General features: G+C 54.6%; 20 protein-coding genes and 2 pseudogenes. 14 read left to right on the top strand and 8 right to left on the bottom strand.

The window, feature by feature from the left end:
* Positions 1 to 28: 28 nt before the first annotated feature.
* On the top strand, positions 29 to 373 hold the full coding sequence (locus QT397_22180; GenBank protein WNZ55529.1) for a Rieske (2Fe-2S) protein: 345 nt from the start codon (positions 29 to 31) through the stop codon (positions 371 to 373).
* Positions 374 to 391: 18 nt separating this feature from the next.
* Here the strand turns inward: QT397_22180 and sfsA are convergent.
* Positions 392 to 1,092 (bottom strand): annotated as a pseudogene (gene sfsA / locus QT397_22185) (DNA/RNA nuclease SfsA).
* Between the two features lie 258 nt (positions 1,093 to 1,350).
* Here sfsA and dksA point away from each other — a divergent pair.
* From dksA to QT397_22215, 6 genes are all read left to right on the top strand, one after another.
* A complete protein-coding gene (gene dksA, locus QT397_22190) occupies positions 1,351 to 1,788 on the top strand; it encodes an RNA polymerase-binding protein DksA (GenBank protein ID WNZ55530.1) in 438 nt (145 codons plus the stop codon).
* A gap of 80 nt (positions 1,789 to 1,868) precedes the next feature.
* Entirely contained in the window at positions 1,869 to 2,525 is a 657-nt protein-coding gene (gene gluQRS / locus QT397_22195; protein WNZ55531.1) for a tRNA glutamyl-Q(34) synthetase GluQRS, read from the top strand.
* Complete coding sequence (locus QT397_22200) at positions 2,525 to 2,740, top strand: hypothetical protein (GenBank protein ID WNZ55532.1); 216 nt, start codon at positions 2,525 to 2,527, stop codon at positions 2,738 to 2,740. Before gluQRS ends, QT397_22200 begins: the two co-directional genes overlap by 1 nt.
* A 142-nt stretch (positions 2,741 to 2,882) precedes the next feature.
* Entirely contained in the window at positions 2,883 to 3,059 is a 177-nt protein-coding gene (locus tag QT397_22205) for a hypothetical protein (GenBank protein ID WNZ55533.1), read from the top strand.
* Entirely contained in the window at positions 3,049 to 6,012 is a 2,964-nt protein-coding gene (locus QT397_22210) for an ATP-binding protein (protein ID WNZ55534.1), read from the top strand. Before QT397_22205 ends, QT397_22210 begins: the two co-directional genes overlap by 11 nt.
* A 129-nt stretch (positions 6,013 to 6,141) precedes the next feature.
* Positions 6,142 to 7,533, top strand: a complete 1,392-nt coding sequence (locus QT397_22215; protein ID WNZ55535.1) for a sigma-54 dependent transcriptional regulator — start codon at positions 6,142 to 6,144, stop codon at positions 7,531 to 7,533.
* A 182-nt stretch (positions 7,534 to 7,715) separates the two neighbouring features.
* Here QT397_22215 and QT397_22220 read toward each other — a convergent pair whose 3' ends face one another.
* Positions 7,716 to 8,339, bottom strand: coding sequence for a hypothetical protein (locus QT397_22220; protein ID WNZ55536.1), 624 nt, complete (start codon positions 8,337 to 8,339; stop codon positions 7,716 to 7,718).
* A gap of 33 nt (positions 8,340 to 8,372) precedes the next feature.
* On the opposite strand from QT397_22220, the gene pcnB reads away from it, so the two are divergent.
* The 7 genes and pseudogenes from pcnB to QT397_22255 all read left to right on the top strand — a co-directional run bounded on the left by pcnB (position 8,373) and on the right by QT397_22255 (position 15,445).
* Entirely contained in the window at positions 8,373 to 9,722 is a 1,350-nt protein-coding gene (gene pcnB, locus QT397_22225) for a polynucleotide adenylyltransferase PcnB (GenBank protein ID WNZ58582.1), read from the top strand.
* Positions 9,722 to 10,198: a 2-amino-4-hydroxy-6-hydroxymethyldihydropteridine diphosphokinase gene (gene folK / locus QT397_22230; protein WNZ55537.1), complete on the top strand. Its 477-nt coding sequence runs from the start codon at positions 9,722 to 9,724 to the stop codon at positions 10,196 to 10,198. Before pcnB ends, folK begins: the two co-directional genes overlap by 1 nt.
* Positions 10,199 to 10,299: 101 nt before the next feature.
* Positions 10,300 to 10,986, top strand: a complete 687-nt coding sequence (locus tag QT397_22235) for a deoxynucleoside kinase (GenBank protein ID WNZ55538.1) — start codon at positions 10,300 to 10,302, stop codon at positions 10,984 to 10,986.
* Between the two features lie 5 nt (positions 10,987 to 10,991).
* Positions 10,992 to 11,803, top strand: a pseudogene (panB, locus tag QT397_22240) (3-methyl-2-oxobutanoate hydroxymethyltransferase).
* 78 nt (positions 11,804 to 11,881) lie between these two features.
* On the top strand, positions 11,882 to 12,673 hold the full coding sequence (locus QT397_22245; protein ID WNZ55539.1) for a thioesterase family protein: 792 nt from the start codon (positions 11,882 to 11,884) through the stop codon (positions 12,671 to 12,673).
* A gap of 397 nt (positions 12,674 to 13,070) precedes the next feature.
* Positions 13,071 to 14,108, top strand: coding sequence for an endonuclease/exonuclease/phosphatase family protein (locus QT397_22250; GenBank protein WNZ55540.1), 1,038 nt, complete (start codon positions 13,071 to 13,073; stop codon positions 14,106 to 14,108).
* Positions 14,109 to 14,272: 164 nt separating this feature from the next.
* Positions 14,273 to 15,445, top strand: a complete 1,173-nt coding sequence (locus QT397_22255; protein WNZ55541.1) for a hypothetical protein — start codon at positions 14,273 to 14,275, stop codon at positions 15,443 to 15,445.
* 442 nt (positions 15,446 to 15,887) lie between these two features.
* On the opposite strand, the gene QT397_22260 is transcribed toward QT397_22255, so the two are convergent.
* The 6 genes from QT397_22260 to truB all read right to left on the bottom strand — a co-directional run bounded on the left by QT397_22260 (position 15,888) and on the right by truB (position 21,814).
* Positions 15,888 to 16,856: a zinc transporter ZntB gene (locus tag QT397_22260; protein WNZ55542.1), complete on the bottom strand. Its 969-nt coding sequence runs from the start codon at positions 16,854 to 16,856 to the stop codon at positions 15,888 to 15,890.
* 51 nt (positions 16,857 to 16,907) lie between these two features.
* A complete protein-coding gene (locus tag QT397_22265; GenBank protein WNZ55543.1) occupies positions 16,908 to 17,312 on the bottom strand; it encodes a GFA family protein in 405 nt (134 codons plus the stop codon).
* Positions 17,305 to 17,955, bottom strand: a complete 651-nt coding sequence (locus QT397_22270) for a hypothetical protein (GenBank protein ID WNZ55544.1) — start codon at positions 17,953 to 17,955, stop codon at positions 17,305 to 17,307. The genes QT397_22265 and QT397_22270 overlap by 8 nt, the downstream gene beginning before the upstream one ends.
* Before the next feature lie 114 nt (positions 17,956 to 18,069).
* Positions 18,070 to 20,193 (bottom strand): polyribonucleotide nucleotidyltransferase, encoded by a 2,124-nt coding sequence (gene pnp, locus QT397_22275; GenBank protein WNZ55545.1) that lies wholly within the window; start codon positions 20,191 to 20,193, stop codon positions 18,070 to 18,072.
* A 263-nt stretch (positions 20,194 to 20,456) separates the two neighbouring features.
* Positions 20,457 to 20,726, bottom strand: coding sequence for a 30S ribosomal protein S15 (rpsO, locus tag QT397_22280; protein WNZ55546.1), 270 nt, complete (start codon positions 20,724 to 20,726; stop codon positions 20,457 to 20,459).
* Positions 20,727 to 20,872: 146 nt separating this feature from the next.
* Entirely contained in the window at positions 20,873 to 21,814 is a 942-nt protein-coding gene (gene truB / locus QT397_22285; GenBank protein ID WNZ55547.1) for a tRNA pseudouridine(55) synthase TruB, read from the bottom strand.
* Positions 21,815 to 21,816: the final 2 nt, after the last annotated feature.

The raw sequence follows: 21,816 nt of genomic DNA on the forward strand, positions 1-21,816 counted from the left end.
CAAGAATTAGGCCGGGAGCCGATAATCTATGCAGAAGTACTTCCTGTGTCGCTATGACGAAATAAGCGAAGGTCAATCCAAAGGGTTCTCCCTCGGAGACACTGCCGCCGGCACTGACAATGTGTTTGCTGTGATGAAAGATGGCGAGGTCTACGCCTACAAAAACACCTGCCCTCACCGGGGTATCAACCTGGACTGGCAGGAAGACCAGTTCCTCGATCCCGATGGCGCACTTATTCAGTGCGCCTCCCACGGCGCGCTATTCCTGATTGAATCTGGGGAGTGTATCGCCGGGCCCTGTACTGGTGATGCCCTGACCCCAGTACCGGTGGAATATGCACAGGACGGTCTCTACGCATTACTAGCCGACTGACAGCCCCCTGCCTTTCCCTTACGGGAGAAAAGGCAGGGCCTCCACCAGCTCGACGCCTTCAGCACCGAGCTTCGCGCGGTATGCAAGCACTTGCACACCAGCATCGACAGCGGAATCCAGGGCCTTAGCATAAGCGGGATCAATTTCCCGCGCCGCCTGCACAGTCTCGATACCGCTGTGTTGGACGCAGTAAAAAAGTACCGCCCGCACACCGCTCTCAGCCAGTTTTTGCAGCTCGCGCAGGTGCTTGGCGCCCCGGGCACTTACCGCATCGGGAAAGTAACCCTGCGCCCCATCTGCCAGGGTCACATTTTTCACTTCTACGTAGCAGTCCCCATCGGCACCGGACAACAACAGATCGATACGGCTATTTTCCTCGCCATAGCGCACTTCCCTGCGTAGGGATTCATAGCCCTGCAACTCGCTGACTACCCCGGACAGAATGGCCTCTTCAACCAGAGCATTGGCGCGGCCTGTATTAACCCCCGCCAGGGCTCCATCCGGGGTCGTACAGATTTCCAGAGTGTGGCGATACTTGCGCTTGGGGTTGCCAGAATCGGAGTACCAGCAGTCTCCCCCTCCACCCAACAATTCTTCATAGACCCCGTATTTGGGCAGTGGATGGTAAACACGTCGCCACTGGCAGATTCCACATCGGCGAGAAAGCGCTTGTATCGGCGCAAAAGTGTTGCCTTTTGCAACTGAGGGGTAAATTTCACGGGCTGGACCACTTGGCTGTAATTTCAGGCGCCACAAAATAGCAGACAACTATTTGTGGCGCGAATCGCGCAGATTTGATAGCTTCCTCGCTCTCGGTCGCCAGGGGTATCGGTACCGAGAACAGGATTAGCCTGACACCGCAGCGAATTTGATAGGTGAAAAAAGCATCACTTAGAAAGATTCCGGTCTAGGCTAGATTGAATTTGGTGGTATCGCCCCCATAAAGGGGGGCCCGTATAGAAAGAGAGGCAACGACTATGCCCAAAACTGCTGCGAGCACCGAATCTCTGCACGGCTTTGAGCCCTACAAGGAGACGCAGGGCGAAGAGTACATGAATGAGAAGCAGCAGGAGCATTTCCGCAACTTGCTGTTGGCCTGGAAGGCCGAGCTGATGGCGGAAGTGGACCGCACCGTTTCCCACATGAAAGACGAGGCCGCAAACTTCCCCGATCCCGCAGACCGCGCCAGCCAGGAAGAAGAATTTAGCCTGGAATTACGCACCCGCGATCGCGAGCGCAAGCTGATCAAGAAGATCGATGCCACCCTGGAGCTTATCGACCAGGATGACTACGGTTTCTGCGAAGCCTGTGGTGTTGATATCGGCATTCGCCGCCTGGAGGCCCGTCCAACCGCCACTCTGTGCGTGGACTGCAAAACCCTCGCGGAAATCAAGGAACGGCAGATCTCCGGCTGATCCACAACCGATAGCGGCACGGCGTTCGCTTGCGATCGCCCTGCTCGGAGGGGGCGATCAATGTATCGCCCCTATTCATTTTGAACAGCACAACTCCCTATATTGGTCGCTTCGCACCCTCCCCGAGTGGACCGCTCCACTTCGGCTCACTGGTGTGCGCCGTCGGCAGCTACCTTGACGCCCTCGCCCATGGCGGACACTGGCTCCTGCGCATGGAAGACCTCGACCCTCCCCGGGAAGAGCCCGGCGCGGCAACCCGCATTCTGAAATCCCTGGAAGCCCACGGACTGCACTGGCACGGCCCCGTCGAATGGCAGAGCAAGCGCTACGCACTCTACGAGGAAACCCTGTCCACACTGCGCCAACGGCAACTGATTTACCCCTGCGACTGCTCACGCAGCCAGATTAAGAAAAATGGTGGACATGCGAACGACTTCTGTCGCCTTAAATACGATGTGAGCGAACCCTCAGCGCTGCGATTGCAATGCGCAGGCGGCGAGGAAAGCTTTGTGGATATTTGGCACGGAGAGCAACGGCAGCTCATCCGCGAAGACACCATTCTCAAGCGCCGCGACGGCCTCTATGCCTACCAACTGGCAGTCGTTGTCGACGATATCGACCAACAAATCAACCAGGTGGTGCGCGGCTCAGATCTATTGGATACCACCGGTGCACAACAGCGCCTGTTTAAAATCCTCGGCGCTACTCCCCCCAGTTCGGCCATCTGCCGCTGGTGATGGGCCCTGACGACAGGCAAAAACTCAGCAAACAAAATCACGCGCCGGCTATCGACGACAACATGGCTTCCGATAACCTGTGTAAGGCCTTACAGTTCCTCGGCTTCAAACTGCCAAACACTGCCCTAACAGAATCCCCCGAGCATATTCTCAAGTGGGCTACCGCGCGCTGGCGCCGCCATCAGATAGATATGCGCAACCGCCAATTGCACTGATTCCAAGCTGCACTTACCATTTCCGCGCCAGCCGCCCTTAGGGCTCCGGCTGATAACCCGCGTTGACGATTACACAGGGATGACTTCTCACCGGTACAGTGCGCGGGCAACAAATTTCTCTAGCGGGTTTTCAAGGCGATCTATGAGTAACCGCACACTATTAATTCTGCTGGTGCTGGTGGGTTATGTATTCTCCCCCACCATCTTTACCTGGATGATCAATCCCGTCGGCGCCTGGTACCGGCCTTTTATCCTCTGGTTCGTGCTGATCCTACTGGCGATTTTTATCCAGTGGAGGCGCAAATCGAATGAGCTTTGATATTGCCCACATTGCCCTGGTGGGAGTGGCCTACATCGCCACCCTGTTTTTTGTCGCCTTCGCCACCTCCAAGGGCTGGCTGCCTTCCCGCTGGGTGCGCCACCCGCTGGTTTATGTGCTCTCCCTGGGCGTATCGTTATCGGCCTGGACTTTCTACGGTATCGTCGACCTGGCCTGGCAATATGGTTACGGGGTGCTCGCCTACTATCTGGGCACCGGCGCCATGTTCCTGTTTGCGCCAGTAGCCCTTGAGCCACTGGCGCGCCTGGCACAGCGCTACCAGCTGTACTCCCCGGCAGATCTTCTGGTGTTCCGCTATCACAGCCGCCAGGCGGGGACTCTCGCCACCCTGTTTATGCTGTTGGCGCTGCTCCCCCTGATCGCCCTGCAAATCCAGGCGGTATCTGAGACCCTGGCGCTGCTGTCGCGGGATAGTGTGGCAGCCCTGGCGCTGCCGGACAGCGGTGTATCGAGCAAAAATTTAATCGCATTTTTCTACTGCGTGCTGCTGGCGGTATTCACCAGTATGTACGGAGCTACCCGCGAGCGTGGCGAGGGCCTGGCCAGTGCCATGGCCCTGGAGTCCCTGGTAAAACTGGTGGCTCTCACCGCTGTGGGCGGCTATGCCATTTACGGCGTCTTCGGTGGGTTTTCCGGCCTGGATGAGTGGCTGCTGGAGAACCCCGATATGCACCAGCTGCTCTACACCCCCATCAAGCAGGGCTCATCCCACACCCTGCTGCTGGTGTTTATCGCCACTGCCGTGGCTATGCCACATATTTTTTACCTGAGTATTGCCGAGCGCCCCACCGGACAGGCAATGCGCACCGCCAGCTGGGGCTTCCCCCTGTTCCTGCTGCTGATGGCCCTGCCCATCTTCCCCATCATGTGGGCGGGCTTTGCCCTGGATGTGGCCGGCCCGGTGCAGTACTTCTCCCTGGCGGTTCCCCGCGCCAGTGGCTCGGCGCTGCTCACCACCCTTGCCTTTATCGGCGGCCTATCGGCAGCCACTGGCGCACTGATTATGATCACCCTGGCCCTCGCCACCATGGTGATGAACCACTGGCTGCTACCCGGCACCCGCTGGCACTCTGAGGACAATATGTACCGGCAGCTGGTGTGGCTGCGCCGCGCGCTGATCGCCGCTCTATTTATTGCCGGCTTTGCCTTTTACCTGTTGCTCAACAACCGACTCTCCCTGTCGGACCTGGCCCTGCTGGCATTTATCGGATCACTTCAGTTCTTGCCGGGGATTTTTGCTGTAATCCACTGGCCGCGAGGCAATCGACGCGGATTTGTCGGTGGTCTGCTGGCAGGCATGTTACTTTGGGGGGGCGGCCTGTTAATTCCGTCAATTTTTGGGATTACCGGCATCACCCTGCCCGGCACTTCCCTCCAAATTCCCCTGGGAATGTCTATCTGGACACAGATCACCACCCTGTCACTGGGGGTCAATGTCCTGTTATTTGTCGGCCTGTCTCTGTTCACCCGCACCAGCAGCCTGGAGCAGTACGCCGCTGACCTGTGTAGCGACGACACCATCGCCCAGGCTCTGCGCTTGGGACTGGATGTGGAATCCGCCGCAGATTTTCGCCTGCGCTTGGCTGAAAGCCTCGGAGCCGCTACTGCGAATAAAGAAGTTAAACGCGCTCTCGCCGCTCTCAATCTGCCGGACAACGAGCGCCGCCCCTACGCCCTGCGTCAACTGCGCAACAAGCTGGAGTCCAATCTCTCCGGCCTGCTGGGGCGTGTTCTGGCGGTGCAAATTATTGATCGACACTTCCCGTTCCAGAACAGCGATCAGCCGGCAAACAAGGACATTCACCTGATCGAGACCCGGTTGGGCCGTTACAAGCACCAGCTCACTGGCCTGGCCGCAGAACTCAATAACCTGCGTCTGTATCACCGCCAAATGCTGGAAGAGCTGCCGATGGCCGCTTGCTCCCTGGGGCGCGACGGAGAAGTCCTGCTGTGGAACTACGCCATGCAGGACCTCACCGGTATCAGTGCCAGCGAGGTAATCGGCTCGAAACTGGAATACTTGGCGGAACCCTGGCGCAGCCTGCTGGGCGAATTCGCCCTATCCACTGATGCCAGCCGCTTTAAGCAACAGGTGAGCCTCGACGGCAATAGCCACTGGCTCAACCTGCACAAGGCACGGCAAAAACGCAGCCGCAGCGACCGCTCCCGCGACGAGCGCGGCGATGCACAAATGTTGTTGCTGGAGGACATTACCGAAACACAGGTCTTGGAACAGGAACTTATCCACAGCGAGCGCCTGGCCTCTGTGGGTCGCCTGGCCGCCGGCGTAGCCCATGAAGTGGGTAACCCGGTAACGGGAATCGCCTGCCTGGCACAAAACCTCCAGTACGACTGTGACAACCCGGAGGTCCTGGAAACCGCCGACCAGATCTTGAGCCAGACCCAGCGCATCAGCCGTATCGTCCACTCCCTGGTCAACTTCTCTCACAGCGGCAACCAAGAAGACAGCGAGCGGGCCCCGGTAGATCTCTATGCCTGTGTGCAGGAGGCGGTCAACCTGCTGTCCCTGCAACGGGATAAGACCGAGGTCCAGTTTGAGAATCGGGTACCCGAAGACCTGATCGCCCCGGGAGACAACCAGCGCCTGATCCAGGTGTTTATCAACCTGCTCAGCAATGCCCGCGATGCCAGCCCCGATGGCGGCCAGATTCTAATTGAGGGCTATCGCAAGAGCGGCAGCGCCTGTGTCTCTGTCACCGACAGCGGACCGGGAATTTCAGCTCAGCATCGTGAACGGATTCTGGAGCCCTTCTTCACAACGAAAGAGCCCGGCGAGGGTACAGGACTGGGCCTGGCAATGGTTTACAGCATTGTCGAGGAGCACGGCGGCCAGCTGGAATTGGTCAGTCCCGCCAACCCGGAAACCGGGACTGGCGCCCGCTTTATTGTGCAACTCCCCCTGGGCGACTGAGATGGCTGGACACCCATATCGATCATTATTTGTGCAAAAATAACCCGATTAACCGTTTTTGAGTTGCATCGAAACGGCGCCCGGGTAAAACTAGGCGCTTACTGAGCATTTTGTAACCAGGCGTAACATATGAGCCACATCCTCATCGTCGAAGATGAAGCCATTATCCGAACGGCGCTGCGCAAGCTTTTAGAGCGGCACCGCTACAAAATCAGTGAAGCGGGTTCGGTAAAGGAGGCGCTCACCAAGTACCGCCTCAATGAAGTTGACCTGGTTATTTCCGATTTGCGCCTGCCCGGCGCACCGGGCACCGACCTGCTCAAGCACGCCGGTGATATTCCGGTACTGATTATGACCAGTTACGCCAGCCTCCGCTCTGCGGTGGACTCCATGCGTATGGGGGCCGCCGACTATATCGCCAAGCCCTTTGATCACGACGAAATGCTCGCAACCGTCCGCCGGGTCATAGGCAAAGCGGAGCAGAATCGCGCCCAGCCCATCAACGAGAAAGAGAATACCGGCACTATCGCCGGCATGATTGGCAGCAGCCCAGTGATGAGGGAGCTCTACGGTCGCATCCATAAAGTTGCCCCCACAGACGCCACCGTCCTGGTGCACGGTGAAACCGGCACCGGTAAGGAACTGGTCGCCCGGGCTATTCACGAGGAGAGCCGCCGGGCCAACAAACCGCTGATCTCCGTCAACTGTGCCGCGATTCCCGACACACTGATTGAATCTGAGCTGTTCGGCTACGAGAAAGGTGCATTTACCGGTGCCCAGAGTTCCCGCGAGGGACTGGTAGCGGCAGCCGATGGAGGAACCCTGTTCCTCGACGAAATCGGTGAGCTGCCCCTGGAGGCTCAGGCCCGCCTGCTGCGTGTATTGCAAGAGGGCGAAGTGCGGCCAATCGGCTCGATCGAATCCCGCAAAGTGGATGTGCGCCTGGTAACAGCCACCCACCGCAACCTGCGCCAGCTGTCAGCGGAGCGTAAATTCCGGGAAGACCTCTACTACCGCATCAATGTGGTGCAAATGACGCTTGCCCCCTTGCGCGAGCGAGGCAGAGACGTCCTAGCACTGGCAGAGCACCTGTTGGAAAAGTTCTGCACCAAGATCGAGCGCCCCTTATTGCGCCTGTCACCGGAGGCCATCCAGGCTGTTACCACCTACACCTGGCCCGGTAACGTGCGCGAATTGGAGAACGCCATCCAGCGCGCTGTAATCCTGACGGATAAGAACAGCCGCGAGATCGACCACAAAACCCTGGATATCGATCTGGACCTGGTGCCGATCGAAGAGGCCGACGGCATCCCGCGCCCCCGCAGCCTGCACACCGACCCCCGTGAGGACCTGTCCCTGGAAGACTACTTCGCCCGCTTCGTTATTGAGCACCAGGACACCATGAGTGAGACAGACCTGGCCAAGAAGCTCGGCGTCAGCCGCAAATGCCTGTGGGAACGACGCCAAAAGCTGGGCATCCCCCGCAAGAAGAGCCGCCGCAGCGCCGCCGCAGAAGCTTAAAACTAACGTTATCCCCAGGGGGCTTCGCCCCCTGCTCCCAATCCGTCCTCACCTGTCAAACTCCTTCGACCACTTTGTTACCCCACCCCCACAGGGGTTACCAACCAGAGTGTTACCCACACCCACCCAGAAGTAACAACTCTCGCACCTTCCGTAACGCAATGGCTCTCAGAAAAGTTCCGTCAAATTTCGTAAAGATCGTAAATTATTGATTTATAAGGATTTTTAAAAGTTGGCATACTAAGTGCTTTACTCTTAGTACAAAAATTGAAAACAGCCAACAATAAAAATAAATGACTGTTAAATGCCCTATAACAACTAACAATAAGCGGGGCGAAACATAATAAAAATAATGGGGCGGCCGACAATAAAAGCAATGAGTGGCCAAAACCGCAAGAACAACAATAAACAATAACAATAAAACTCAAGAAGAATAAGAATAACAACAAGCGCGTTGCAAACTGACTGAACTGTACCTGGGAGAGGGTGTTTGCTTGAAAGCAAATTGAGAGCGCAAGGAAGCCGCTGCCTTCATACTGGTAATAATAATTCCCATATTTCTTTTCCCCCGAACTTACAGGCACCCGCATATTGCGGGCGCATTCCTTTGCGTGTGTTAGAATCGCGCCCGCGAGTCCCGATCTCTGAGGATAAACAGCCACTGAGGCTCCTTTCCGGACTCGCTCCTGGGGTAGCCCAGGTATAGAGGCTCCAGCAGTGCCATCGTGAATCTCCCCAGAGGGACCACCACTTATACAGGCCGCCAACCAATGCGTGGCCAAGCACAGCGGGGCTTTCCCGGCCATCCCTAAATGGCAGCAGTCAACATAGACAGCCGTATGCTCAACAACCTGATTAGTAGTATCAAACGCTGGCGCAAGCCGGCCAGTAAAGGCCCCAGGGTTATCGCCCGCAACGACCACAGCATCTCGCGCCGAGAAATCAGCCGCGCGGCCTTAACAGTTATGAAGCGCCTTCAGGATGCCGGATACCAGGCGTATATCGTAGGTGGAGGTGTGCGCGACCTGATGCTCGGCGGCCACCCCAAGGATTTCGATGTGGCCACCGACGCCACTCCAGAGCAGGCCAAGGTGCTGTTTCGCGGCGCCCGCATTGTCGGCCGCCGCTTTCGCATCCTGCACGCCCGTATAGGCCGTGAAGTTATCGAAGTGACTACCTTCCGCGGTCACCACAGCGATGGCGAGACTCACGAAGCCAAGCAGTCCGAACACGGTATGCTGCTGCGTGACAATGTCTATGGCGACCTGGAAAGTGATGCCATGCGTCGGGATTTCACGGTCAATGCGCTCTACTACACCACCAAAGGGTTCGAAATCCACGACTACACCGGCGGTGTCGAGGATATTGAAAAGCGCCTGATTCGAATGATCGGCTCCCCGGAGGTCCGCTACAAGGAAGACCCGGTGCGCATGCTGCGCGCAGTGCGCTTCGCCGCCAAGTTGGATTTCACTATTGAAGGCAAGACGGAAGCTCCCCTGCACGAGCTGGCGCCACTGTTACGTAATATTGCCCCGGCTCGCCTGTTCGATGAGATTCTCAAGCTGCTGATGAGTGGCCACGGAGAGCGCACCTTTGAGCTGCTGCGCCAGTACCAGCTCTGGCAACACCTGTTCCCGGACAACGCCGCACAAATTGAGGCCAACAACGCGGCCCTGAAACTATCCCAGCAAGCCCTGCGCAACACGGACCAACGTATCCGCGCCGATATGCGTGTTACCCCAGCGTTCCTCTACGCCGCCCTACTCTGGCCTGCGGTGAGCACCGAGCAACAAAAGCTGATTGCCAAGGGCACCCCACCAGCGCCAGCGCTGGCCCAAGCAGCACAAAAAGTTACCAGTTCACAGCTAGCCCACACCGCTATTCCCAAGCGCTTCTCAATCCCCATGCGGGAAATCTGGGACCTGCAACAGCGCCTGCCCCAGCGCGGTGGCAGTCGGGCCCAGCGCTTACAGGAACACCCTCGTTTCCGCGCCGCCTACGACTTCCTGTTGCTGCGGGAAGAAAGTGGCGAGATTGAAGCGGGCCTGGGCAAATGGTGGACCGACTTCCAACAGGCTGACGATGAGCAGCGCCAGCAAATGGTGCGCAAGCTACAGCGCACAGGCAGCGGTGGGCGCCGCAACCGCAACTCTCGCGGCCGCCGTCGCAAGCCGAGAGCAGAACAGTAATGGAAACGGTATACATCGGCCTGGGCAGTAACCTGGCAGAGCCCGGCAAACAACTGCGCAGCGCCCTATCGGCCATGGAACGAATCCCCAGTACAGAATTATTGGAGTGTTCGAGCTTTTACCGAAGCGCCCCGGTCGGCCCCGGCGATCAACCCGATTACATCAATGCCGTCGCAGCATTGAAAACAGCACTGTCCCCGCTAGCACTACTGGACCAGCTCCAATCTATCGAGCTGTCCCACGGGCGCGAGCGCTCCATCCGCTGGGGCGCCCGCACCCTGGACCTGGATATCCTGTTGTTTGGGGAATCTCAAATCGATGAGCCCCGCCTACAGGTCCCACACCCGCGCATGGCCGAGCGCAACTTCGTACTGCTACCCCTTTCTGAACTGGCTCCCGCGATGGAACTGCCCGGATTGGGAGCCCTTCCAGCACTCTTACAGGGCTGCCCGGAAAACCGCCTGGAAAAGGTTTGATCGACTGAGGCTCCCCAACTACTCGACGGGCGGCCCTCTCAATAGTACTTTTGCGTTTGCAACTCATCAGGGAAGACCCCAGACAAAGAGGAGTCGCTCAAGTGGTTATCGAAAAACCCGAGACCAGCACAGCTGAACTCAACCTGTCCAATAAAACACCGCCTAAATTTATCGCGGTGGAAGGCAATATTGGTGTGGGAAAAACCACACTGGCAAAGAAGCTGGCCTCCACATTCAATTACGACACGCTGTTGGAATTACCCGAGGAGAACCCCTTTTTGGAGCGTTTCTACCGGGACCCCCAAAACGCCGCACTGCCCACCCAGCTGCACTTTCTCCTCCAGCGATCACAGCAAATCCAGGCACTGCGGCAGGACGATATCTTTGAGCCGGTGCGGGTGTCGGACTTTTTGATCGAAAAGGACCAGCTGTTTGCTGAAGTCACCCTGGATAAGGATGAGCTGCACCTATACCAACAGGTGTACAAACACCTCACCCTGGAAGCACCCAAGCCGGACCTGGTGATCTATTTGCAAGCCCCCCTCGATGTGCTGCAAGCCCGAATCCGCAATCGGGGAATCCCGGCTGAGCAGGCGATAAGCAATGAGTACCTCGCCACCCTCAACAACGCCTACACCCGCTTTTTCCATTTTTACGATGAGGCGCCTCTACTCATCGTCAATACCGAGGAGATCGACATTGTCGATAGCCCAGAGGACTACCAACAGCTGGTCGAATATCTGTTCACGATCACCAGTGGCCGGCACTATTACAACCCAGGAAGTTAATCGTTATGTATGCACCCTCTGAATTAGAAAAGCTCGTAACCGTTCAAACCCTGCGAAAAATGAAAGCGAATGGTGAGAAGTTTATTACCGTTGCTCTCTACGATGCCCCTATGGCTGCGATGGCACAAAAGTCCGGGGTTGAGACACTGCTCGTCGGAGATTCCCTGGGCATGACCGTGCTGGGTTACGACAGCACCGTGCCAGTGACGATGGAGCAAATGATTTACCACGTCGAGGCGGTCGCGCGCGGCAATAAGAAGTCCCTGATTATGGGGGATATGCCGTTTATGACCTACGCCACCCCAGAGCAGGCACTCCAGAATGCAACCCGGATCATGCAGGCCGGTGCACATATGGTGAAGATCGAGGGAGGCGCCTGGCTCGCCGACACCGTGAAGATTCTTACTGATCGCGGTATTCCCGTTTGCGCCCACCTGGGCCTCACCCTCAATCAGTACACAAACTGGGAGGCTATCGCGTTCAGGGGCGCGACGAAGAACACGCCAAGCAAATCCTCGAAGACGCCCTACAACTCGACGAAGCCGGAGCTGATCTGCTGGTGTTGGAATGTGTACCCGCCGACCTGGCAAAGCGTATTACCGAAGCCGTATCCATGCCCACCATCGGCATAGGCGCGGGCCGCGACTGCGATGCCCAGGTACTGGTAATCAATGACATCCTGGGCCTCACCCAACAGCCCCCCAAGTTTTCCAAAAACTTCCTGGTAGAGGCTGAGGATATTCCCGGGGCCCTGCGCAAATACGCCGAGGACGTCAAGCAAGGCGTTTTCCCCGGCGAGGAACACATATTTAAATAATACTCCCCTCATCCGGGTGCTTCTCACCCGGTATTTTTCTGCGGCAGGTCCCACCTGCCGCTCTCAAGCGGTAACACTATGACTTTCGACCAACTAATCCAGGATTGGCTCTCGACCAATGGCGCCACTTCTGTGCCCGAAGGCTGGACCCAGGGGCGGGCTACATTTGGCGGCCTTGTAGCCGCAATGTTGTATGAGCAGATGGCTTCAGAGCTGCCTTCTGACAGCAGCTTGCGCTCTTTTACCACCTCATTCGTAGGCCCGGTTGCCCCAGGGGCGATTAACACCCGCGCGGATGTCCTTCGCGCAGGCCGCTCTGTCACTCAGGTACAGGGGCACCTCGATCAGGATGATGCCGTTATGCTGGCGGGCCTCGCCAGTTTTGGCCGCGGCAGGGAGTCATCCGTTCTCGCCAAAGGTCCCTCAGCACCGGAGTACCCCACCCCGGATAAATGCCTGCCCCTGCCCTATATCGAAGGTGTAGTGCCGGAATTTACACAGAAGTTCGATTACCGTATCGCATGTGGGGGCCTGCCTTTCAGCGGCGCGAAAGAGAGAGTTTTAGGTGGCTGGGTACGATTTAAGGATGGCAGTGAGAGCCGTACTGGTATCAGCCACTTACTCGCACTGATCGATGCCTGGCCACCGGCGACACTCCCGATGATGAAAGAGCCGGCTCCCGCCAGCTCATTAACATGGACAGTGGAGTTTATGGAGCCACTCCCAGAGCGCACCGCTTCTGACTGGTGGCAATACGAGGCCGAAGTGGAACAGGCCGAGGATGGCTACGCAGTAATACAGGCCCGCTTGTGGGATGCCGATGGACGTTTAACCGCCCTCTCCCACCAAATGGTCACTATCTTTGGTTAACCAGCACTCGTCGATCAACTATCCCTTTACCGCCACTCATTGAGTGCCTTGGCTCCACGGATGGAACCATTTAAGTGGTCCTAAAGAATTTTGTAACTTTTCTACGGCCTTCAGACCACTCTAAATAATACTTCCCGATCCTGCTTAACCCGCCTAACGAATCAATTATTACCTGCATAAAAATATACAACTTTCGTGATTTTTATTATTTTCTTATGAAAAAAATAAATCGCGCCGCCCTTACAGAAAAATAAAATAAAAAAACCTCCTTTACTCCAATTTGTAATCTACGCTATCCATCATCCCCCCCATCGAAAACAAAGGGGCCGCCAGAGAAACGCCCCAATTTTCGACCCCACTACAAAACCGTCGGTAACAACAAAGTTGGAGAGCAATAATGATAAAAAGAATATTTTTTTCACTCACACTTCTATTCAGCCATTCCGCCGCAGCAGTAGATTTTGAAGACGTTTGGGATGCAATTACTTCTTGTAACTGGTTTGAATTTATTGATGATGTCGACGATACCGGCTCAAAAGACCTGGACGGCTATGAATACGGTGACACTGAATTTGCCGATGCCAATTCAGGCAGCTTTGACATGATCGTCTACAACATGGATGGATTTTTGGAGTGTATAGGCGGCAACAGCAAGTCTGACTTCAAACAAATTATTAACACTTTTGATAATAACCCCAAAGACCTCTGGTTGATGCAGGAGGCTTGGAGCAAAACCAAAGCCAATTATCTGGACGACGACGACAAGCTCGATAACGACACAGTCCCCTATCGCTCCAAACACTGGAAAGGCACTGGTACCAGCTTTGGCAATGGCCTGCTGACCTTTTCCAAGTTTCCGTTTGACCGAGATAATCGCGATGACGACGACTACACCTTCGCCACTTATGAGGAGGAAACTTTTGATAAGTGCGCAGGTAATGACTGTGATACCGAAAAAGGCTTTACCGTAGCAAAAGTTGAAGTGACCAAAAACTTCCATGTTCATGTGTACAACACCCATATGGATGCAGGACACCAAGACGATGATCTAAATGCCAAAGCCAAGCAACTCGACCAGATTGCCGATATGATCGTCGCCCACTCAAGTAATGCCACAGTCATTTTGGCTGGTGATTTCAATATGGCGTTTGATGAAAATGACGACGGCTGGCGCGGTACAAACTACCAAACTTGGAAAGCATTTTTTGCCAAAACCGGCGGCAAGCATGCCTGCCAATATATGCTATCTGGCAGCGACACCAGCTTGGAAGCCTGTGCTGATGAACTTCAGGACGATACCGATCATGTCGTCGTTATTAATAACAACCCCAATTACACGCTGGACGTAACCAATTACTACATTGGCTCCGCGGAGTACACCGGGCTGAGCGACCACGACCCAGTATTTGTAGACTTCTCATGGGTTAAACACTAAACGAGCGGCACACAGCCTCTTCCGCAGGGGATCGGTAGGGGCTTAACCAATTTACCGACAAAGTGAACGACACCGGACTGAAAACCCAATCCAGCTACAATTTTGCTTATTGAGGAGAACTTTAACCCACGCATAAACCGCATGCTTGGCGGGAAGGGCTTTCAGTGGACAGGATTAAGAACCTAGTTGTCGGGAGTGGTCCTGCGAGTATCGCTACAGTCAAGGCATTGCAAGATATTGGGCAAGAAGTTGAAGTCGTTGATGTTTCATATGACCTTGAAGACGATATCAAATACCAAGTTAATATCTTATCCAAAAAAAACATTGATGCATGGACTCAGGAGGACAAAGATAAACTGTTTCCAGCTCCAGTAGCCTCCCGAAAAGGCCTGGAAAGAAGATATCTATTTGGGTCTGACTTTCCATACAGAGTACCAAAACCTCTCAGCATTACGACAAAAAACTGTAATACAGAATTTTCCCATGGCTTTGGTGGGCTTGGGAACGTATGGGGTGCAGCTATCATGCCCTACAGTGAAAGTCAGCTAGCAAATTGGCCTATCTCCTTAAATGAACTAACGCCATCCTACAAAAATGTACTCCGCTATATGCCTATAAGTGCGGAGATAGACAATCTCAATAACAAGTATCCACTATTCCCTAACAACTTTACTGCCATCAAAAGAAATGCGCCGACAGATTTCTTATTGAAAAAATTGAAGGCTATTGAAAGTAATCTCCAGAGGAATGGCATTGAATTTGGTCGAGCCCGCTTAGCGGTAGATGCAAGCAAGGGGGAGCATGGATGTAGATATTGCGGCCACTGCTTTGACGGATGCCCATACCAATCTATTTTCAACCCTAAATACTTGTTTGAAAAACTACAAAAAGACAAACTCACCATACATAAAGGTCTTCTTGTCCTGGAGATTCATGAAACAAGTCAAGGCGTAAACGTGATTGCAGTTGATATAACCAATAGCAAAATAAAAAAAATTACCGCACAGAAAGTTTTTCTCGCAACCGGCCAGTTTGCCACCACTACAATACTGGCAAGATCCCTCAATCTATTAAATACTCCAATCAAAATCAAAAACAGCCAGTATTTTTTCTTCCCCCTCTTTCTCTACAAAGGGTATCGTTATGAGATTGAGTTTACCCTCGCAGAAATCTTTTTAGAGATTGACAATCCAAACATAAGCCCTGAACAAATACACCTTCAACTTTACGGTCGAAGCCAAATTATTGAAGAGCAATTAATATCTCTACTCCCCCCTTTTCCCAAAGCAAGTCGCCTTGGATCGCTTATACGTAATTCAGGGTTTTATGTCCTCTGAGGATTCTGACTCATTGGAACTAACTTTAACCGACAAACAAGCAGATAGCTCTTCAATAGAAATAAGAGGAATTGAAAATACGAGAGCCCGAGAAATCGCCCAAAGAACACAGTCTTTAATAAGGCGTTCACTGATAAGGCTTGGTATGGTCCCCCCTTCTTTCTCACCGTACTACCACCAGGCAAAAGCTTCCACCTTGGTGGCAGTTTCCCGATGGGAGGAAAACATGAGATATTCCGCTCAGACCTCTTAGGAAGGCCGGCACACTTTAAAAATGTCCATATTGTGGATTCTGCCAACTTTCCCAATATTGCAGGCTCAACCATCACCTTTACCATTATGGCGAATGCTGATCGAATCGTAAGGTCTATAGGGTTTCGTGGCTGATTGGCAGCCCAGATAACTGAAATAACCTATTTAGCTAGGATACTTCAAAAGATAACTACAACCACTTTTTCCAGTAAAACAAAGCGATCTGCCCAGCCAATGCCACCACCAGCAAGATGCAAAAAGCAATAAAGCCCAATGACGACTGCCCCCAGGGAATACCGCCGACATTAATCCCAAACAATCCAGTGAGAAAGCTCAGCGGCAGAAAAACTGCTGCCACCACTGATAGTACATACATACGACTATTCAACTGATCCGAAGTGCGACTCAACAATTCCTCCTGAGCGATTGCCGCGCGCTCCCTTACCGCATCGATATCGTCAACATGGCGCTGTAACCGATCATTTACCTCTCCCAAGAGGGCGTGGCTGTGCTCATCAAACCAGGATAGGGATTCCTGCTGCAAACGCCCGAGCACCTCCCGCTGCAGGCATAAGTAGCGTCGCAATACGATAGTTCTCTTGCGCAGCCGAACCAGTAGGGAAGAGAGCTCCGAACCTCCCTTATCTAATAACAGGTTTTCCAGGTCATCGATTTTTTCTTCGAAGTCTTCGGCCCGATCACACATACGCAAGACCAACAGATCTGCCAGGGACATCAAAAGAGCCGCAGTTCCACGGGGACCAAAGCCACTGCGCAAGCGAGAAAGCAAGTCATCCTCTGAAAGCAACTTCCGTCGGCCGGTACTGATAATACGGTTTTCCTCGGCCCAAATGCGAATGGCGATCATATCCTTTGCACGCGGTTTGGATTTTCGCTCAATGCCGTACATAGCCAACATCAGCCCCTGATCCACAGTCATTACACAGGGGCGCGTTGTCTTCGCAGACAGGGTCTCTATCGCCGTAGCTGTGAGTCCACTATCCTGTTGCAGCCACTCGACGGTGTTGGTGCTGTCGTAGTCAAAATGCAACCAGAGAATTCCCTGATCAGGTTGCCAGGATTTCACCTCTGCCCAGGAAAGCTCTCGGCCCGAGCCTTTGCGATCGAGTAAGACAGCGTAGACCAGACCAGTTTCCATAAGCTCTCATATCACCTGATATTGATTGGAGCATCACTTTCTTTGCGCGACTTATTTACTGAGATGGGCCAGCTCTGCGGCGTTCTGCTCCCAGTTTTGACCATCGAAAGGTTCGACCTCCAAGTCTCCGGGCCTCTCATCAAAACAGCGCGCATTAAGACTATAGCCATCCGGGTTGGAGCGCGGCACATAAAAAGACTTAACGCCGCAATGGCGACAAAACAGGTGCTTGGCCACTCCCGTATTAAACGTATAACAATCCAGGTCTTTTTCCCCAGACTCCAGCTTAAAGTTTTCAGCGGGAATAATGACGTGCAGAAAACCCACTTTTTCACACATCGAGCAATTGCACGCATGGGCTACCAGTTTCTCCTCTGAGTCGCGCTCGTGCCGCGCCCGATAGCGAATAGCGCCACAGTGGCAACCTCCGCGAAGTTCAGTAGTAACTTTACTCATTTGAATTATTGTCCTTTTCAAATAACGGGCGGGCAGCCAACAGTGAAAACAGCGAAAGGCCCAGCAGCAGGTGGAACCAGTTTGTACGCGCCAAACCCAGCACCCGAGGAGCGCCGGTACCCACAAACAATCCATCCATTGCAATGACTACTGCCCCTGCCCCCAGTAACAAAGGGCCTGGTGGCGATAATCGTCGCGGTGACATCAATTCCATCATTGCAACCCACAACCACAATAGAAGCCCCAGGGCGGAAAATACCTCTGTCACTTCCTGCGGCGATAACCTGCCACTTTCCGAGACGCCAATAGACGAGGCCAATACCAGCACCAGCACTACATAAGCGGGTCCCCGGGCACTCTGTCCAATACCTATCTCGAAACGTGCCCAAACCAACCCTATTCCAATTAGCAACAGCGAACTAAACCCGGATAGCTGCAGTAAAGCCCGGTGTAATTGGGTTGCCCCGGGATCAATACCGTAGCGATAGGCACCGACAATCGCGGAGACAGCGATAAATAGAAGACCCGCCATCACCAAGAGTGCAGCTGATTGGAAGCGAGCATTGGTAAGACGCCAGTACTGATTGGCAATCAGCAGTGCGGCGAGGGTGAGGAGAATGTCGATCAGCCAGAAGTTGTCCAATGTTTTGCCCTTTTTTTCCAGAATTCTAATAGAAAACCGGTAATAAGCGACAATTCCGCTTCGGCAGATACAAAAAAACCCGGCTTAAAAGCCGGGTTTTTTCAGTCCGTAGACTTAAGCTTCGTCGGAAGCTTGCTTGGCTTCTTCAGCGGCAGCTGCATCGGCCTTGGCTTCCTTGATAGAAAGCTTGATACGTCCACGCTGGTCAACGTCGAGTACCTTAACCTTAATCTTCTCACCTTCACTCAGGTAATCAGTTACGGCATTTACGCGCTCTTCAGCGATCTGGGAGATATGCACCAGACCGTCTTTGCCCGGCAGGAAGTTAACGAACGCACCGAAGTCTACGATACGTACCACGGTACCTTCGTAGATAGCGCCAATCTCAGCTTCCGCAGTGATCTCCTCGATGCGGGTTACCGCCGCTTCCAGGCTCTCACCGTCTTCACCGAAGACTTTGATAGTGCCGTCATCTTCGATATCGATGGAGGCGCCGGTCTCTTCAGTGATGGAGCGGATAGTCGCACCGCCTTTACCAATCACGTCGCGGATCTTGTCCGGATGGATCTTCAGGGTCGCGTAGCGCGGTGCGTTCTCATTCACGGTGGTACGGGAAGAGTCGATCACCTTGTTCATTTCCGCGAGGATGTGCAGACGCGCGTGCAGAGCCTGCTCCAGAGCGGTTTCCATGATCTCTTCGGTAATACCTTCGATCTTGATGTCCATCTGCAGCGCGGTTACACCAGAGGCGGTACCCGCTACTTTGAAGTCCATATCGCCGAGGTGGTCCTCGTCACCGAGGATATCGGTCAGAACCGCGTAGCCTTCGTCTTCCTTCACCAGACCCATAGCGATACCGGCTACCGGTGCCTTCAGCGGAACACCCGCATCCATCAGCGCCAGGCTGGAACCACATACGGAAGCCATGGAGCTGGAACCGTTGGATTCAGTGATCTCGGAAACTACACGCACGGTGTAGGGGAAGCTGTCCGGGCTCGGCAGAACTGCAGCGATACCGCGACGAGCGAGGCGGCCGTGGCCGATTTCGCGACGACCGGTAGCACCTACACGACCCGCTTCACCTACAGAGTAGGGAGGGAAGTTGTAGTGCAGCATAAAGTAGTCTTTGCGCTCACCTTCCAGGGCGTCGATGATCTGTGCATCGCCAGTGGAACCGAGGGTAGCCACTACCAGAGCCTGGGTCTCACCACGGGTGAACAGCGCAGAGCCGTGGGACTTGGGCAGAGCGCCAACTTCCACAGCGATCGAACGTACAGTTTTGCTGTCGCGACCGTCGATACGGGGCTCGCCGCGCACTACAGCGCCGCGCACCAGCTTCTTCTCCAGCTTGCCGAAGTAGCTTTTTACCAGATCGGCGCTAATTTCTTCAGTAGCCAGGGCTTCAGCGGCTTCGCTGCGCAGTTCCGCCAGGCGGGTGCTGCGCTCTTGCTTGTTGGTGATGCGGTAGGCTTCGGCAACCTTTTCGCCAAACTGAGCGTCCAGGGCAGCTTTCAGCTCGGTGTTTTCCGCCGGAGCCTGCCAGTCCCACTGGGGCTTGCCCGCTTCCGCTTTCAACTCTTCACAAACCTTGATAATGGCCTGCATTTCCTGGTGTGCGTAGAGTACCGCACCCAGCATGATGTCTTCCGGCAGCTCCTGGGCTTCGGACTCCACCATCAGTACGGCGTCTTTGGTACCGGCAACGACCATGTCCAGCTCGGAGGTCTTCAGAGCTTCGTAGCCCGGGTTCAGCAGGTAGCCGTCTTGCTGGGTGTAACCCACACGCGCAGCACCGATTGGGCCTGCGAAAGGAATACCGGAAACAGACAGCGCTGCGGAAGTGCCGATCATGGCAGCGATATCCGGGTCCATGTCCTTCTCAGCAGAGAGAACAGTACACATCACCTGAACTTCGTTCATAAAGCCGTTCGGGAACAGCGGGCGGATCGGGCGATCGATCAGACGGGAAGTCAGGGTTTCTTTTTCAGACGGGCGGCCTTCACGCTTGAAGAAACCACCGGGAATTTTGCCAGCCGCGTAGGCTTTTTCTTGATAGTGCACGGACAACGGGAAGAAGCCCTGATCTGGCTTGGCTTCTTTAGCGCCGACAACAGTACACAGGACAACAGTCTCTCCCATGCTAACCAGGGCAGCACCGGTAGCCTGGCGCGCGATACGGCCGGTCTCGATGGTGACTTGGTGTTGTCCGTATTGGAAAGTTTTGCTTACTGGATTCACTAGTTTTTTTCCTATTTCCTTACGGTTACTGGCCCATTCCAGTAACCCCTACAGTGGTTGCCTGGATAGAAGTTCCAAACCTTCAATCCAGAGCGATACGGGGATGTACCGCTACCGACCCGGGTGGCCGGTGCAAACGCAGCACATCCGCCGGGATATTTGTCCCTGGGGTTGTGTTGCGAAACTGCCGAAAAGTGACAACAGCGCCACTTTTCAGCAAGCATTAAAGAAGAAAGCCCGCCAGAGGCGGGCATTCCAGGGTCTTAGCGACGCAGGCCGAGCTTAGCGATCAGCTGTGCGTAACGGTTCAGATCCTTGCGCTTCAGGTAGTCCAGCAGCTTGCGACGCTGGTTTACCATGCGGATCAGACCACGGCGAGAGTGGTGATCCTGCTTGTGCGCAGAGAAGTGACCCTGCAGTTTGTTGATGTTGGCAGTCAGCAGGGCTACCTGGACTTCCGGAGAACCGGTGTCGCCTTCAGATTGGCCGTGCTCTTTCAGGATTGCTGCTTTTTCTACTGCAGACAGTGCCATAACGATTAACCTCGTCGTAATATGCTTTAAAAGATTCGGCTGGCCCGTGCATATTTACAGACCAGCTACTCACTGTTGTGGACTTAGTCCACTGCAATACTCTCACATCAACCGCTATCGGCTCTCACCAATATAGCGTTTTCTGCTTAAGTACTACTTACCAGACGCCGAGGCGCTACACACCCGTCGTCAGTAATTTCTCCTACGCCCAGAAAATCGCCATTTTCCAGGAAGAGGCGCACCATATCACCTTCTTCACCGATACGGTAGACCTGCAAATCCATTACCGGCTGCCCCTGACGCACATAGTAACCAGACTCGTCCGGAAGGGTGAGTTTGGGCAGCGAGGAGGCAGGAGAATCCACCGATAACAGGTGGTGATCCAACTCCTCCGCCATTCCCTCACCGCGCTCTGCGGTGAGCTCATCCAGAGTCACTGAATCGGCTTCGACGTAGGGACCGGCTGCGCTGCGGTGCAACTCTTCCACATAGGCACCGACACCCAGAGCCTGGCCCAGGTCTTCGGCAATACTGCGAATATAAGTGCCCTTGGAGCAGTGAACCTCAACTTCTGCACGGGGCTGGGCGCCCGGTGTAAAGCTCAGCAGTTCAAATTCAAAAATCTCTACTTCCCGCGCCTCGCGCTCCACTTCCAAGCCCTGGCGCGCCAACTTATACAGCGGCTGCCCCTTGTGCTTGAGGGCCGAGTACATGGACGGCACTTGCTTGATGGGACCGCGAAAGGCTTCCATCGCTTTCAGCACAGCTTCTTCGGTCAAACCGGAAGCATCTTTAGTTTCCAGTACATCGCCATCGGCATCGCCACTAGCAGTGGTCATGCCGAAAACAAAAGTACTGCGATAGCGCTTGTCCGCATCGAGCAGGTACTGGGAAAACTTGGTCGCTTCGCCGAAACAGATCGGCAATACGCCGGTTGCCAGGGGGTCCAGCGCTCCGGTGTGACCGGCGCGATTGGCGAAAAAGAGTCGTTTGGCTTTTTGCAGGGCGTCGTTGGCGGTAATCCCGGCGGGCTTATTCAATAACAGCACGCCGTGAACCGGCCGGCCCCATTTTGGTCTGCGGCCCATGG

Origin of the sequence: Microbulbifer sp. MKSA007, assembly GCA_032615215.1 — a bacterium.
In the GTDB taxonomy this organism is placed as follows: Bacteria; Pseudomonadota; Gammaproteobacteria; order Pseudomonadales; family Cellvibrionaceae; genus Microbulbifer.